Consider the following 15102-nt stretch of genomic DNA (forward strand, 5'->3'; position numbering starts at 1 on the left):
AATTAAAGTAATTCTTTTTCCGAAAGTTGTTTTAAATATAACGACGCATAATAGCCTTCCTGATTTATTAATTGATTATGAGAGCCTTGTTGAATAATCTTACCATCTTCAAGAATAATAATTTTGTCGGCATTTTTAGCCGAAGAAACTCGATGACTGACAATTATTGTAGTTTTATCTTTACAAAATTCAAATAAATTGTTTAAAATCGTTTCTTCCGTTTCGGTATCGACCGCAGATAAACAATCGTCAAAAAGTAAAATAGCAGGATTTTTTATAATTGCTCTTGCAATAGATACACGCTGTTTTTGTCCGCCGGAAAGAGTTATTCCTCTTTCGCCCAAAATTGTATCATATTGTTTGTTAAAAGCGATGATATTATCGTGAACTACAGCATTTTTGGCAGCATCGATAACTTCTTCATCAGTCGCATTTTGATTTCCGAATTTGATGTTATTTTTAATCGTGTCCGAAAACAAAAAGGCATCCTGAGGCACAATTCCTATGCTGTTTCTTAAGTCATTTAGGTTTAAAGTACTGATCTCATTTCCGTCAATTGTTATTTTTCCGCTGGTAACATCATACAAACGGGAAATCAAAGACAATATTGTTGATTTTCCAGAACCTGTTTTTCCTAAAATGGCAAGGGTTTCTCCTTTTTTTACGGTAAATGAAACTTCTTTTAAAGCTTCAATATTAGTATCTTCATAAGTATAATTAATATTTTCAAAAGCAATCTCGCCCTGAATATCTGATGAATTTGGATTGTTGTTTTTGATTTCTGGTTCAATCTTCAAAAATTCATTTAATCGTTTCTGAGAAGCTTCTGCTTCCTGAACCATAGATGAAACCCATCCAAGCGATGCAACGGGCCAGGTCAGCATGTTAACATATAAGATAAATTCGGCAATAGTACCTATATTCGGAATAGTTCCGTTAATGTACATAACACCTCCAAAATAAATTACCACCAAATTACTGATTCCAATAAGGGCAATCATTAAAGGACCAAACAGCGATTGCACTTTAGCAAGATCTAAACTTTTGCGTTTGCTTTCGTCTGAAAGTTCAATCATATTGTTTTGGTGCTGATTTTCTAATGAATACGCTTTGATTACTCTAATTCCTGAAAATATTTCCTGAGTAAAGCTTGAAACTTTTGAAAGATATTGCTGAAATGTAGTGCTTCGCTTATTGATTTCTGAACTTAGTTTGAAGATACAATAAGATAAAATTGGCAGCGGCAGAATAGTATATAAGGTAAGCAGCGGCGAAACATTATACATATATAGTATAACAATAGCAAACCGAATAACTGTATTTATAGTGTACATTACGGCAGGACCAACGTACATGCGGACTTTTGATACGTCTTCGCTTATACGGTTCATTAAATCTCCGGTACGATTTTGCTTGTAGAAATTCTGTGAAAGATTTTCGTATTGCTTGAAAACTTCATTTTTTAAATCAAATTCTATATGGCGTGACATTACTATTAAGGTTTGTCTCATTAAAAAAGTAAGGAAACCTCCAATAATAGCACTTCCTACAATTAAGAGGATGTTATGAATTAGTTCCTGCTCGTAAAAGTTTGTTATTATAGAAGATTTTTTATCGGTTTCTGATAATTTGAGAAACTTCTCAATTACATCAAAAGACTGACTCACCAGTTTTGGGGTAAATAAAAAGAATATTTGTGCGATTATGGTGATTAAAATACCTAAGGAAAAACTGTATTTATATTTGATGAAATATTTGTTTAAATAGCTTAATTCTTTCATTTTTTTAAGAAATTCGATATTGAATTGATTGGGAATTATGAATTATTATTAAATAAAATTATAATAAAATGCAATTTAATCAAAACAATTATATTGTAAAATTGTTATTTTATGGATAAAAAATTAGCACATGTGTATTTTTTGTTTATGTTTGGATTGTCTTTTTGACGAATTCATAATTTTTAAACAAATTAAAACTAACACTATGAATGCAGCTTTCGCAACTGGAAAGGAACTTCAAAAAATGGACCCTGTTTTTGGTCAGTTATCTTTTGATGATCACGAACAAATTGTATTTTGTAATGACAAAGATACAGGTTTAAAAGCAATTATTGGTATTCATAATTCTGTTATGGGACCAGCCTTAGGAGGCACAAGAATGTGGAATTATAATACCGAGTGGGAAGCATTAAACGATGTTTTGCGTCTTTCCAGAGGTATGACTTATAAATCAGCTATTACCGGTCTGAATATTGGCGGTGGAAAAGCGGTTATTATTGGAGATGCAAAAACGCAAAAAACGCCTGAATTAATGCGTAAGTTTGGTGAATTTGTACACTCTTTGAGCGGAAGATATATTACAGCTGAAGATGTTGGAATGGAAACTAAAGACATGGACACTGTAAGAGATGTAACGCCTTATGTTACCGGAATCTCTGAAGAAAGAGGCGGTTCTGGAAATCCTTCTCCTGTAACAGCTTACGGAGTTTATTTAGGAATGAAAGCTGCTGCTAAAAGTCAGTTTGGTTCTGATGTTCTGGAAGGTAAAAAAGTTTTGGTTCAGGGAATTGGCCATGTAGGTGAAACTTTGGTTGATTATTTAACTAAAGAAGGAGCGATAGTTACAATTACTGATATCAACGAAGAAAAATTATACCAGGCAGCTTCAAAATACAATGCCACTATTTATACAGGTGAAGATTTGTATACTGCCGATGTAGATATCTATGCGCCATGTGCAATGGGAGCAACAATTAACGACAATACAGTAGATAAAATTAAAGCTAAAGTTATTGCCGGAGCGGCAAACAACCAGTTAGCTGATGAAAATGTTCACGGTGCAAGATTACAAGAAAGAGGAATTTTATACGCTCCGGATTTCTTAATTAATGCTGGTGGAATCATCAATGTTTATGCTGAATTAGAGCATTATGGCAAAGCTGAGATCATGGCTAAAACAGAAAATATCTATAATACAACTTTAGAAATTATCGATTACGCTGCTAAAAACGGAATCACAACTCATAAAGCAGCACTTACAATTGCTCAAAATCGTATTGATGCAAGAAAAATCGAAAACGCTAAGAAATAATTTTTAGAGTTTTTTAGTATTAGTTTACAGTCTCAGTCAGAGTTTTCAGATTTTGAAAATTGTGACTGGGACTTTTTTTATGCAATTCTTTACTGCTGTAAACAGATACTTTTTTTATCTGATTCCTAATATAATACTATAAACGGTGACTGCGACTGCAAACTCTAATCCAAAAGCACGACTTTTTTACGAATTAATTTTAATATCAGGATTGAAATTCCTAATTTTGCAGACTAATTTTTAAATGTTCTTACGAGGTGGTAAATAGAAGACACATACGCATTAAAGTAATGCAGTCCATTTATGCAATGCATCAAAGCGGTTCTGATAATATGGAAAAAGAAGAAAAATTTCTTTTCTACAGTATTGATAATATTCAGGACTTATATCTGATAATGCTTTCTTCATTGATTGAAATATGCAAAAAAGAATCAGTTTTTTTACATCTATCAAGCAAAAAACATCTTGCAACTCCAGCAGAACGTAATCCGAACGAAAAGTTCGTTAAAAACAAAATCTTTCAGCTTCTTGCGGAAAGTAATTCCCTTAGCATTGCTTTAGAAAACCGTAAAATCAACAACTGGTCATTAAATGATGATTATATTATTTTGCTTTTAAATGATATTAAAGCAAGTGATATTTACAAAAAGTATATGAGCAATAATGTCAATACTTTTGAAGAAGACAAACAGTTTATTGCTGATTTATTTGCTGAAGTTATTGTTCCAAATGATAAATTATATGAGTATTTAGAGGATGATAAATTAACTTGGGTTGATGATATTCCGGTTGTAAATACGCATATTATTAAGCAGTTAAAAGCAATTAAAACTGATAATCCAGACGAATTTAGAGTTCCTAAATTGTATAAGGATGTTGAGGATAAAGATTTTGCAAAAGATTTATTTAGAAGAACTGTTTTAAACGAGGCTGTTTTAGCAAAAGAATACGACGATAAAACCCCAAATTGGGACAGTGAAAGGATTGCTGAAATTGATACAATTATCCTGAAAATGGCAATTTGCGAATTCTTAAAATTCCCTTCGATTCCTGTAAAAGTAACTCTTAACGAATATTTAGAAATTGCAAAAGAGTATTCTACGCCAAAAAGCAGTATTTTTATCAACGGAATTTTAGATAATCTTGTAAAAGAACTTGAAGCCAGTAAAAAAATGGTGAAAGTGGGAAGAGGGTTAATGTAATTTTAGAAGAAATTCCAGTTTTAGAATAGAAAATTCCAAAAAGAAAATATTAATATAAATCAAAAACAGAATTTAATTATGGGACAATTAAGTCAATTTGCACCGTTCCTTTTAATGTTTGTGGTAATCTATTTCTTTATGATCAGACCACAGCAAAAAAGAGCTAAAAACGAAAAAGAATTTGAAAGCAGCCTGAAAGTAGGTGACAAAATAGTAACAAAAAGCGGATTTCACGGTAAAATTGCTGAATTGGCAGAAACTACTGTAGTAATCGAAACTATGTCAGGAAAATTAAAATTAGAGCGTTCAGCTATTTCTTTAGAATTGAGCGCAGCTTTGAATAAGAAAGCTTAATTTTAAATTACAATATTTTAAAAATCCCAAATTCCAAAAAGGAGTTTGGGATTTTTTTTGTTTAAGCGGAACGTATGTAATGTCATTGCCAGGAACGAAGCAATCGCACTAACATAAGCATGCGTAATAGAGTATCATGAGATTGCTTCGTTCCTCGCAATGACATTACTTTACGCTAAAAAAAAGACCTTTATCAAAGTTTTAACTTTGACAAAGGTCTCGTATAGCTTGTAATTTGGAATTTAACTATCTGTATTTGTCGTTTAATCCAATATTCCCTAAAATCATCGGAATTACTTTTTCAATTCTCGCGAGTTTTGTTTTTTCCTGTTTTGCACTTTCAATATATTCCAGAAACTCGTATTGTTTATAAGGAGTAAATTTTTCAAAAGCATCTTTTAAAGCCGGGTTTTGAAGCATTTCTTTTTCAAGAAGTTCTGAAACAATGGTTTCTTTTTTTGAAGGTTTTATGACTTTTCCTTCTTTTTCATTTTCAATTGCTTCTAAAATATACTCAAGAACTTCTTTTTCGTTTACTTCTTCTTTTGAAGTAAAACGCCATTGACGCATCGATTTTGTTTTGTCTTCCTGAGCATTTATCAGTCTCTTTTTTTCATCTTTCAGAAATACACCATTTATAAACCAAATTGCAAAATAATTTTTAAAACCTCCAATTCCGATAACATTTTTTTTGTTGTAAACATAAATTGGACCTCCCCATTTTATGGTTTCGACCAGTTCAGTTTTGTCAATGATTGCTTTTAGAAAAAGAAGTTCTTCTTCCCATTGATTGACTTTATCCCAAACGTGTTTTTTATCAGAATTCGTTTCCACTTTATCTTGTTCTTTTAGGTTTTTCAGGTGTATCAAAAATTCCGGGAACTGCTGTTAATTCTGCAATTTTTACAATTACATCAGTTGCTTTTTGAATGCTTTCTGCAGGAACATATTCGTATTTTCCGTGGAAATTATGCCCGCCCGCAAAAATATTCGGACAAGGTAACCCCATAAAAGACAACTGAGAACCGTCTGTTCCGCCGCGAATTGGTTTTATGATAGGTTTGATGTTTAATTCGCGCATCGCTTTTTCAGCGATATCCACAATATGTTTTACCGGAAGAACTTTTTCCTTCATATTGTAATATTGGTCTCTTATTTCGGTAATAACAATATCTTCGCCAAATTTCTTTGCGAATTTTTTATTGAATTTTTTCGCAATTTTCTCAATCAGCTCTTTACGTTTTTCGAATTTCTTTTTGTTGTGATCACGAATAATCAATTCTAAAACAGTTTCTTCAATACTTCCTGTTAAATGGTGAACGTGAAAAAATCCTTCGTAACCTTTAGTTTCCTGAGGTGTTTCTCCTTTTGGAAGTTCGTTGATAAACTCATTGGCCAAAAGCATAGAATTAATCATTTTACCTTTTGCATAACCAGGATGAACACTTTTTCCTTTAAAAGTAATTTTCGCTCCGGCAGCATTAAAGTTTTCATATTCTAATTCGCCAATCTGGCTTCCGTCCATAGTATAAGCCCATTGAGCACCAAATTTTTCAACATCAAAATGATGTGCGCCGCGACCGATTTCTTCATCTGGCGTAAAACCAATCCTGATTTTTCCATGCTTTATTTCCGGATGCTGAATTAAATATTCCATTGCCGAAACAATTTCAGTAATTCCGGCTTTATCATCGGCACCTAACAAGGTAGTTCCGTCAGTTGTAATAATCGTCTGTCCTTTATATTGTAATAAATCTTTAAAGTAATCTGGAGATAAAATGATGTTTTTTTCAGCATTTAAAACAATATCTTTTCCGTCGTAATTCTCTACTATTTGAGGCTTTACATTGGCACCGCTGAAATCTGGTGAAGTATCAAAATGAGAAACAAAACCAATTGTAGGCACTTCGTGATCGACATTGCTTGGCAGGGTTGCCATGATGTAAGCTTTGTCGTCTATAGTAACATCTGTTAATCCAATTGCTTTTAGTTCTTCAACTAACTTATTGGCAAGATTCCATTGTTTTTCTGTACTTGGTGTTGTTTTCGAATTCGGATCTGATTCAGTATCAATTGTTACATAACTGATAAAACGATCTATGATATGTTGCATTTCTTTTTATTTTTAGCAAATATAAACATTTTTTTCAGGAGGTATATTTTGCTGTCTGCCTTCAAAAAATAGAAAAAGGATTCTGTTTAGAATCCTTTTATCGTACTGTTTTTTTTAGTTTAAATACTCTTTACACATCTAAAGCCAACATGGTTAGCAGCAGATCTGATTTCTCCTTTTCCTCTTGTTCCAACCATATAGCGTGTACAGTACTGGTCAGTACATAAAAAAGAACCGCCGCGATGCACACGTTTTATTTCAGTTGGGTCATTAGGATCATAGTAGGCATTTGGTCCCTGCGGATTTTTGACTGTTTTACCGCTTTCTGCTAATGATTTGTAATAATCTACACTGTACCAGTCATTCACCCATTCCCATACATTTCCGGCCATATCGTATAAACCATACGCATTTGGTGCAAATTGTGCGGTTGGAGCTATTCCTTTAAAACCATCCTCGCCGGTATCACCATCTTTTATTGGAAAATGACCTTGATAAATATTGGCCTGAAATTTTCCCTTTGGTTTTAAATCATTTCCCCATGCATATAAGTTTCCTGTTTTTCCGCCGCGTGCAGCAAATTCCCATTCTGCTTCAGTTGGAAGTCTTTTTCCTGCCCATTTAGCATAAGCAGCAGCATCTTCATATACAACATGTACAACAGGATATTTTTCTTTTCCTTTAATATTGCTCTGCGGACCTTCCGGATGTTTCCAGTCAGCACCCGGTTCGTAACGCCACCACTGCAGAAAATTATTTAAATTAACTGCTGAAGGAGTGGGAGTAAAAACCACTGAACCTGTAATTAAATCTTCTTCATTAGCTGTAGGAAACTCTTCTTTAGTTGGTTTCTGTTCAGCTACCGTAACATAACCTGTCGCTTTTACAAATTTTTCAAATTCTTCGTTTGTAACTTCAGTTTTGTCCATATAATATCCGTCAACATAAACACGATGAATAGGAGCAGCGTCTTTTGTAACCCCTTTTATACTGCATAAACTTTCATCTTCAACATTACTTCCCATAGAGAATTCTCCTCCGGGAATCCAAACCATGCCTTCCGGAGCTTTGCCTGAAGGTTTGTTTTTGTTTTCGATGGTAGGTTTAAATGCCGATGGTTCTGAAGTATTTGGTGTTTCGTGACATTCTAAAGCTGTTTCTTTTACTTTTTCTTTTACTTTTTCTTTAGGTGAAATTAATTTAGTTACACCATAAGTAATGGAAATTATAAAGATGGTCAGAAATGCGAAAATCCAAAAGGTTTTATTTTTCATGGTTAATAGTTTTGGTCTGATGGTATGGTTGTCAAATAGATGGGTAAAATTATAAAAATAACTTTTAATAGTATAGTAATTTTATAGAATTAATAAAATTAATCTACTCTTTTTCAACTTGAACTACTTCATATTTATCTTTCCCGTCAATTTTTACGGGTTGATAATAGGTTTCTCCAAATTTTACATATTTAGCATCACCAATAGTAACTTCTTCACCTCCTTCTGGCAGGTTTTCAACTATAGTTCCGGCTGTTGGTGCTACTACTGTATATTTTTCTCCATCTTTTTCATAATACGTTCCTCCGTAGTAATAGTTATTAACGGTTCCTGTATTGACCGTTTCAGCACCGCTTGGAATATTATTTACTGTACCGCCAACAGGTGCGGGAACAGCTGTATAACCTCCGTTTGTCGAGGTGTACCAAACTCCCTGATCATAATGATACTGCGTGCTTTCTACACTAACCACAATTGCTGTGACTGCTAATGTGGCTACAAAGAAGCCCCACGGATGCCAAACGGGACCCCAATAAAAAGGAACATAAGGACGTGGGAAATAAGGATGATAGCAATTGTATCTGTAACCTCCGTATACATAAGGCGGACGTGCATAAGGTCTAGGTCCTGGTCTCACAATTGTGTTACGATTGTTACGAACATGAACACTGTTATTAACGTTAATATTTACATTGTTTCTGTTTCTGTTAACTGTGTTGCCGCTTATGTTGGTATTTCGGTTGCCAGAGTTTCTAATGTTGTCAGAATTTCGGTTACCTGAATTGTTTCTGTTATTAATTTTTGTGTTTGATGCATTTGCGGGCCTTGTAACTTTTGTTCCAGATCCGTTAGATCCTGGTCTTGTCGCTGCAGGTCTTGTTGCCGGACGTGATTGATTGGCCGGCCTTGTTGCAGCAGGTCTTGTGTGAGCGCCGCCACTAGGTCTGTGAACACCGCCTCCGCCGCCTCCAACACGACGTTGTGCAAGGCTGTCAATAGAAATCAAAAAAAACGATCCGGACAGACAAACAATTGCTGCTTTTTTTATTGTTTTGCTTATGTTTTTCATTTTCAGTGTTTTATGTCGTATAAAGTTATTAAAAAAATGAATTTGTATTTGAAAAAGAAGTAAGAATTTTATAATGAAATATCCCATTGTATTCTAAATCGCCAGCCTTGTTCTAAAGGAAGTGTCTTGTCCTGAAAACTAAAATAACTTACCTCAGAGGTGAGTTTGTTTTTGTGACCTTTAAAGAACCAGTTAAAGGCTAATGTAGATTCGTCTTGTCTATTTTGCCTTATGGAATAATCAGGTCTGTATGCGGCGTGTCTCGCTGCCATTTCCAAATGTTTGGGCCACCATTCAAAAACATTATGAAAAAAATACCCTGCCTGAACGTAATAGCCTTTCATAACAGTCATATCATTATTATTGTATTTATCGATAATTTCTTTGGTATGCCATTCGCTCTGCCAGGAAAAACCACGATACATAAAAGCGGTTTCAAGATTCCATTGATTCACTCTGTACTGACCCGGTAAACCATTTTCAAATCCGTCGAGAGAACCACCGCCAGCTTGCGAAAAACGAGTATACGGACTTCGGTTAGTTATGGCAGAAAAGGCAATAATAGGAGTGGGTTTTTCGTGAAATTCTAAATCACAGCCTTCAAAATCCAGAAACCGACCTAAGAAATTCCATTGTGCTCTTCCAAAATACATAAGATGATTATCGTCGTTAGAAGTACTGCCTCGTCCAGTTCCGGTTAAGGCTGCAAACCAATAATTAAAATCGGCAATACCAGTTCCTTTTAAATGACCGTAGACTTCAACTCCTAATTCTCTATCAACTGTAAAAGGACGGTTAATAAGAGACCGTTCTACCATTTGTTGTTCGCCGCTGCTTATAAAACGTTCGCGCGTAAATTCTGTTTTCCATTGTCCGACTTTAAAGCTCAGCCAATCCCATTTTTCAATCATTATTCTAAAATCAAGCAAATTGGACTGACTTAATTCGTATTCCCAATAATATTTTAGCCAGGGTTCAAATGCATGACCGCCAACTTTTAGTCTGGCTCGATTTATTTTAAAAGTAGTTTTGGCATCCTGACTGTAATCATCATAAGTTAAAGGGTCTGTATCATAAGGAGTAGAAAAACGAAATTGTAATCGGCTTTGCAATTGAAAAAGAAATTTATTGTCTTTGGTCTGCAATTCGATTCCTTTACTGCCATATCGAACATTCATGAGTTTAGTTGTGTCTTTTTCTTGCTGAGACAATCCTCTAAAACCAATTAATAAAATAAAAACTAAAACCAGATTTTTCGAAATACGATTTGTTTTTTCTGCGTTGTACATAAGTTCAATAGGGTTGTATAAAATTTATTTTCCTCCAAAGTTTTTTGCAATTCCTAATCCAATTCCCCAGCTGTCATAAGCATTCCATTTTAGATCATAGCTGAATGTTCCAAAAATCTCCCATTTTTTAGGAAGTTGATAACCGTATTCTATACCCGCTCTCGTCAGGAAAAAATTGTCTTCTTTTGCAAATTCGCCTCCAAATCCTAAAAGAAAACTCCAATGTTCATTAGGTTTATAAATTCCCATTAAAGCAGGGGCAACAGGGTAGCTGCGTTCTACAGTTTCTTTATCTTCATCATTTGCATAAACTTTCTCAACTTTAAATTTTTCGATTACGAAATCAGTATGAAGTCCAACAGCCCATTTTTCATGAAACTGAAACGTATAATCAATTCCCCATGCTGGCAGGCTTAATACTTCACGATTTCCTTCATCATCTCTGCCTTCAAAAACATGAACATGATTTATTGAAATGCCTATTTGATGATGCGGACTAAAGTTTTTTTCTACACTTTCCTGAGCTGAAATTTTGGTATAACCGGCTAAACAAAATATTGTTACCAGAAAAGCTGTTTTTTTAAGATGAATTCGGGTATCTGCTTTCCTTTCATTTTGCATAATTTCTAATTTTTGAAATAAAAAATTGCAGCAATATTTTTTGTAATTGCTTCAAAATTAAATAATAAAAAATCCAGAGAAGGAGAATGAAAGCCTTGAAGTTGTTTCATTTTATAACTTGCAACCTCTTATTTATTTGTTTTTTCTAAAAAAGCACCTTTTTAAACTATAATATTTAAATTTGCAGCCAAAATAACAACAACACAACTCTTATGTATAAATTGATAATTCGTCCGATACTTTTTTGGTTTGATCCTGAAGAAGTGCATTACTTTACTTTTTCATTTGTAAAATTCATTTCAAAAATCCCTGGAGTTTCGTCGATTATAAGATCAATTTATGAAGTAAAAGACAGCCGTTTAGAAAGAGAAGTTTTTGGTATTAAATTTAAAAATCCGGTTGGGCTTGCAGCAGGATTTGATAAAGATGCTAAACTGTATAAAGAGCTTTCAGATTTTGGTTTCGGTTTTATAGAAATTGGAACCGTAACTCCGGTTGGTCAGGAAGGAAATCCTAAAAAACGTTTGTTTCGCTTAAAAGAAGATCAGGCAATTATTAACCGAATGGGGTTTAATAACGGCGGAGTTCTCGAAGCAGTAGAACGTTTGAAGAAAAATTCGGGAGTTTTAATTGGAGGAAATATCGGAAAGAACAAAGTAACCGACAACGAAGATGCTGTTAAAGATTACATCATTTGTTTTGACGCTTTATACAATCATGTTGATTATTTTGTTGTGAATGTAAGTTCGCCAAATACTCCAAATTTGAGAGCATTACAGGATAAAGAACCTCTAACTGCTTTATTGCAGACTTTGCAGAACAGAAATGTTGAAAAACAAAAAACAAGTACTCAAAAAGTAAAACCAATTCTTCTAAAAATTGCCCCAGACCTTACAGATGAGCAATTGTTAGATATCATTGATATTGTAAAAACAACGCAGATTGCAGGTGTAATTGCAACCAATACTACAATTTCGAGAGAAGGTTTACAATCTTCAAATCAATCTGAAACGGGAGGTTTATCTGGAAAACCATTAACAAAACGCTCTACAGAAGTAATTCGTTTTCTTTCAGAAAAAAGCAACAAAGCATTCCCAATTATTGGGGTAGGAGGAATTCATTCTGCCGACGATGCGATTGAAAAACTAAATGCAGGAGCAAGTTTAGTACAATTGTACACAGGATTTATTTACGAAGGACCAGCGTTGATAAAAGCAATCAACAAAAAAGTTTTAGGGCAGTTGTAAAAGAAGTGCCTGAACGATTAATCCGGCGAGAATTGCGGCTCCAAAACTGATTAAAGTACCAATTAAAACATATTCGGTTAGTTTTCGGTCTTTGGCTTCTTTTAAATCTCCAAACCTAAAAATAGATTTGGCTGCTAAAAGGAATCCGATGGCTTCAAAATGATTAGTTAGGATAAATCCGAAAACAAATAAACGTTCCAGAATACCAATATAATTTCCGGCCGCAATTAATGAATTGTCCTGATTGTCGATTTTACTTTCTGGAGCCCAGATCGAAATTATCGTTTTGATAAAAATGGATGCTGGTTTAGTAAGCAGTAAAATCCCGGTTAAAAAAATCCAGAATTCATTATTCGTCCAGAAATTAGGAACCGTTTTGTTTTCGTATAAAAACACAACACCAATTAAAATTAAAATATGCGCAATTTGGTCTGCAACAAACCAGGTGCGTTTATTTTTCTTTTTCTGAAAATTTAATTTGATTAAATCGATGATACCGTGTGTAACAGCAATTAAAACTGCATAAGGAATAAAACTGATTTCTCCAGCCAAAATTGCGGCCAGGATTCCATGAAGAAAAATGTGAACATATAAGTAAATACTTTTATGTTTTTTAATCTCTTTATCGGCTACCCAGGAATTGGGCTGCCAGATAAAATCGCCTAATAAATGTCCTAAAAACAGTTTTACGAATAAAATCATGAGGCTGTAAGTTGTTTTATTTGTGTTTTAAAATATCGATCTAAATTCATGACCAAATCAAACTGAGCTCGTTTTTGTCTTCTGCTTACTGCAGCTTGATTAATGCCTAATATCTGCCCCAATTCTTCCTGCGAAAGTGTTGGGTTTTCTATTGCTTTTGCAACAAACTCAGCCGATTGTACAAGCCAGCTGTCCATAAAAGTCAAAGCCAGCTGAATCATTAAATTCAATTTTTCATCAAAAACAGTATCACCCGTACGCATCGCTAAAGTTACTTTTTGTTTTTTTAAAGTTTCAAAAAGTTCTCCAGAATTGATAAAAGCGGTTCCGTTACTTTCGGAAATTTTAGCAGCACAATGCGTTTTATTTCCAAAACCAATACTCATTCGCGCATCAGATTTTATGGCTCTCAAATGTGCTTTAATTAAAACAGCAGTCAAGAAAGCATCTTCAGGATTTTCAATTTCAATTTGAAATTCGTCCCCTCTGTAAACTTCCCATTGAACTGGTGTTTTGCCAATTGGAGACAAGATCTTTTTTAAATCTTCTACCCAATGCTGTGATTCGTTTTTTCTCGAATCGATTATATCGCCTGTAATTACACTAGTCATAACTTCAAATATAAGTAAAATAGTATACAATTTCTATTACAAATATAAGGAATGTTTTTAAATATTACATTTTTTGGTAATATTATTAATTATTACTTTTTTATGTAATAAAATTAAAGATTACAATATTGTGTAATAACTTTGATAAGAAAAAATTATCTTTTTTATCTTTAAAAAAGGAACTAACTTAGCATGTACTAAAGAATAAGCTTTGAATAAAGAGATCAAGATTATAGAATGTCCAAGAGATGCCATGCAGGGTATCAAAACTTTTATTCCAACCAAAAATAAAGTAACTTACATACAAGCGCTGCTTCGTGTAGGTTTTGACACGATCGATTTTGGGAGTTTTGTATCTCCAAAAGCAATTCCGCAAATGCAGGATACGGCTGAGGTTCTTGCAGAATTAGATTTATCTCAAACAAGCAGTAAGCTTCTTTCGATAATTGCCAATACACAAGGTGCAGCTCTGGCTTCTGGATATGATGCCATTCAGTATTTAGGGTTTCCTTTTTCGATATCTGAAAATTTTCAGATGCGTAATACACATAAAACGATCGCCGAATCTTTAATTACTCTTGAAGAAATTCTGGAAATCGCCGATAAAAAAAATAAAGAAGTTGTAACCTATCTTTCAATGGGTTTCGGGAATCCGTATGGTGACCCGTGGAATGTTGAAATTGTGGCAGAATGGACTGAGAAACTGGCAGGAATGGGCGTGAAAATTTTATCGCTTTCAGATACTGTGGGAAGTTCTACTCCAGATGTTATTACGTATTTATTTTCGAATTTGATTCCGAAATATCCCGAAATCGAGTTTGGTGCGCATCTGCATACAACGCCTGACAGCTGGTTTGAAAAAATCGATGCTGCATCAAAAGCCGGATGTACCCGTTTTGACGGTGCAATTCAGGGGTTTGGAGGCTGTCCTATGGCGACAGACAAACTAACAGGAAATATGCCGACTGAAAAATTGGTTTCTTATTTTACTGCAAATAAAAAAATAACAGGACTTAATTCTTTAAGTTTTGAAAGTGCTTATAATGAAGCATCTAAATTATTTGGAAAGTTTCATTAAAAAATAATGCTGACAACTAAATGTTATGAAAGGTTTTAAATTATGGCTGGAATTTGAGGAAGTTAATCCTGATAATTGGAATGTAAATGATGATTTTTGTAACATACTTGTCGAATTGAATGATGGAAGAAAATATGGAATAAATATATGGACCTATGATTTTCTTAAAACTGCAACTGAGTATGATGTCGTCTCTGGTGAAAATTTAAGGGGATTGTATTTAATTCCGCCAGATTTATTTGTAAAGGAATTAACTAGAGATTGTATTGAAAAAACAATTAAAGATTTGTTGAAAATTGGCAATTTAGAAGAGGTATTAAACTCCAGCATAATTTCAAAATAAATGAGAATAATGCACTTTTTAAAGTTTCAAAATATATCTTAAAAGTTTTATTAAAAATATTTTATTAAAATAAGTAATATCTGACAATAAAATGCGTTTTTATGTA

Annotated in this window: 15 protein-coding genes; 6 read left to right on the plus strand and 9 right to left on the minus strand. The window is 33.7% G+C overall.

Going from position 1 to position 15102, the window contains the following annotated elements; genetic code table 11:
- Window positions 1-2: 2 nt before the first annotated feature.
- Entirely contained in the window at window positions 3-1781 is a 1779-nt protein-coding gene (locus tag FJOH_RS11470) for an ABC transporter ATP-binding protein (RefSeq protein WP_012024267.1), read from the minus strand.
- A gap of 205 nt (window positions 1782-1986) precedes the next feature.
- Between FJOH_RS11470 and FJOH_RS11475 the strand changes: the two genes are divergently transcribed.
- From FJOH_RS11475 to yajC, 3 genes are all read left to right on the plus strand, one after another.
- A complete protein-coding gene (locus tag FJOH_RS11475; RefSeq protein WP_044047684.1) occupies window positions 1987-3093 on the plus strand; it encodes a Glu/Leu/Phe/Val family dehydrogenase in 1107 nt (368 codons plus the stop codon).
- Window positions 3094-3383: 290 nt separating this feature from the next.
- Window positions 3384-4295: a transcription antitermination factor NusB gene (gene nusB, locus FJOH_RS11480; protein WP_012024269.1), complete on the plus strand. Its 912-nt coding sequence runs from the start codon at window positions 3384-3386 to the stop codon at window positions 4293-4295.
- A gap of 78 nt (window positions 4296-4373) precedes the next feature.
- On the plus strand, window positions 4374-4649 hold the full coding sequence (gene yajC / locus FJOH_RS11485; protein WP_012024270.1) for a preprotein translocase subunit YajC: 276 nt from the start codon (window positions 4374-4376) through the stop codon (window positions 4647-4649).
- Between the two features lie 246 nt (window positions 4650-4895).
- Here yajC and FJOH_RS11490 read toward each other — a convergent pair whose 3' ends face one another.
- The 6 genes from FJOH_RS11490 to FJOH_RS11515 all read right to left on the minus strand — a co-directional run bounded on the left by FJOH_RS11490 (window position 4896) and on the right by FJOH_RS11515 (window position 11015).
- Window positions 4896-5483 carry a YdeI/OmpD-associated family protein gene (locus tag FJOH_RS11490; RefSeq protein ID WP_012024271.1) on the minus strand — a complete coding sequence of 196 codons (588 nt, stop codon included), beginning with the start codon at window positions 5481-5483 and terminating at the stop codon, window positions 4896-4898.
- A 1-nt stretch (window position 5484) separates the two neighbouring features.
- On the minus strand, window positions 5485-6762 hold the full coding sequence (gene pepT, locus FJOH_RS11495; RefSeq protein ID WP_012024272.1) for a peptidase T: 1278 nt from the start codon (window positions 6760-6762) through the stop codon (window positions 5485-5487).
- A gap of 119 nt (window positions 6763-6881) precedes the next feature.
- On the minus strand, window positions 6882-8036 hold the full coding sequence (locus FJOH_RS11500) for a formylglycine-generating enzyme family protein (protein WP_012024273.1): 1155 nt from the start codon (window positions 8034-8036) through the stop codon (window positions 6882-6884).
- A gap of 103 nt (window positions 8037-8139) precedes the next feature.
- Complete coding sequence (locus FJOH_RS11505; protein ID WP_044047685.1) at window positions 8140-9105, minus strand: DUF6515 family protein; 966 nt, start codon at window positions 9103-9105, stop codon at window positions 8140-8142.
- A 68-nt stretch (window positions 9106-9173) separates the two neighbouring features.
- Window positions 9174-10394 carry an OprO/OprP family phosphate-selective porin gene (locus FJOH_RS11510; RefSeq protein ID WP_012024275.1) on the minus strand — a complete coding sequence of 407 codons (1221 nt, stop codon included), beginning with the start codon at window positions 10392-10394 and terminating at the stop codon, window positions 9174-9176.
- Window positions 10395-10418: 24 nt separating this feature from the next.
- Window positions 10419-11015 carry a hypothetical protein gene (locus FJOH_RS11515; protein WP_012024276.1) on the minus strand — a complete coding sequence of 199 codons (597 nt, stop codon included), beginning with the start codon at window positions 11013-11015 and terminating at the stop codon, window positions 10419-10421.
- 212 nt (window positions 11016-11227) lie between these two features.
- On the opposite strand from FJOH_RS11515, the gene FJOH_RS11520 reads away from it, so the two are divergent.
- Window positions 11228-12262, plus strand: coding sequence for a quinone-dependent dihydroorotate dehydrogenase (locus FJOH_RS11520; protein ID WP_012024277.1), 1035 nt, complete (start codon window positions 11228-11230; stop codon window positions 12260-12262).
- On the opposite strand, the gene FJOH_RS11525 is transcribed toward FJOH_RS11520, so the two are convergent.
- Both FJOH_RS11525 and FJOH_RS11530 read right to left on the minus strand, forming a co-directional pair.
- Window positions 12248-12964, minus strand: coding sequence for a DUF3307 domain-containing protein (locus tag FJOH_RS11525; RefSeq protein ID WP_012024278.1), 717 nt, complete (start codon window positions 12962-12964; stop codon window positions 12248-12250). The two genes, FJOH_RS11520 and FJOH_RS11525, sit on opposite strands and share 15 nt — an antisense overlap.
- A complete protein-coding gene (locus FJOH_RS11530; RefSeq protein WP_012024279.1) occupies window positions 12961-13575 on the minus strand; it encodes an RNA polymerase sigma factor sigma-70 region 4 domain-containing protein in 615 nt (204 codons plus the stop codon). The genes FJOH_RS11525 and FJOH_RS11530 overlap by 4 nt, the downstream gene beginning before the upstream one ends.
- Before the next feature lie 211 nt (window positions 13576-13786).
- Here FJOH_RS11530 and FJOH_RS11535 point away from each other — a divergent pair, with 211 nt between their 5' ends.
- Both FJOH_RS11535 and FJOH_RS11540 read left to right on the plus strand, forming a co-directional pair.
- Window positions 13787-14653 (plus strand): hydroxymethylglutaryl-CoA lyase, encoded by an 867-nt coding sequence (locus FJOH_RS11535; RefSeq protein ID WP_012024280.1) that lies wholly within the window; start codon window positions 13787-13789, stop codon window positions 14651-14653.
- 25 nt (window positions 14654-14678) lie between these two features.
- On the plus strand, window positions 14679-14996 hold the full coding sequence (locus FJOH_RS11540; RefSeq protein ID WP_012024281.1) for a hypothetical protein: 318 nt from the start codon (window positions 14679-14681) through the stop codon (window positions 14994-14996).
- Window positions 14997-15102 lie beyond the last annotated feature (106 nt).

The sequence above is a fragment of the Flavobacterium johnsoniae UW101 genome (assembly GCF_000016645.1).
In the GTDB taxonomy this organism is placed as follows: Bacteria; Bacteroidota; Bacteroidia; order Flavobacteriales; family Flavobacteriaceae; genus Flavobacterium; species Flavobacterium johnsoniae.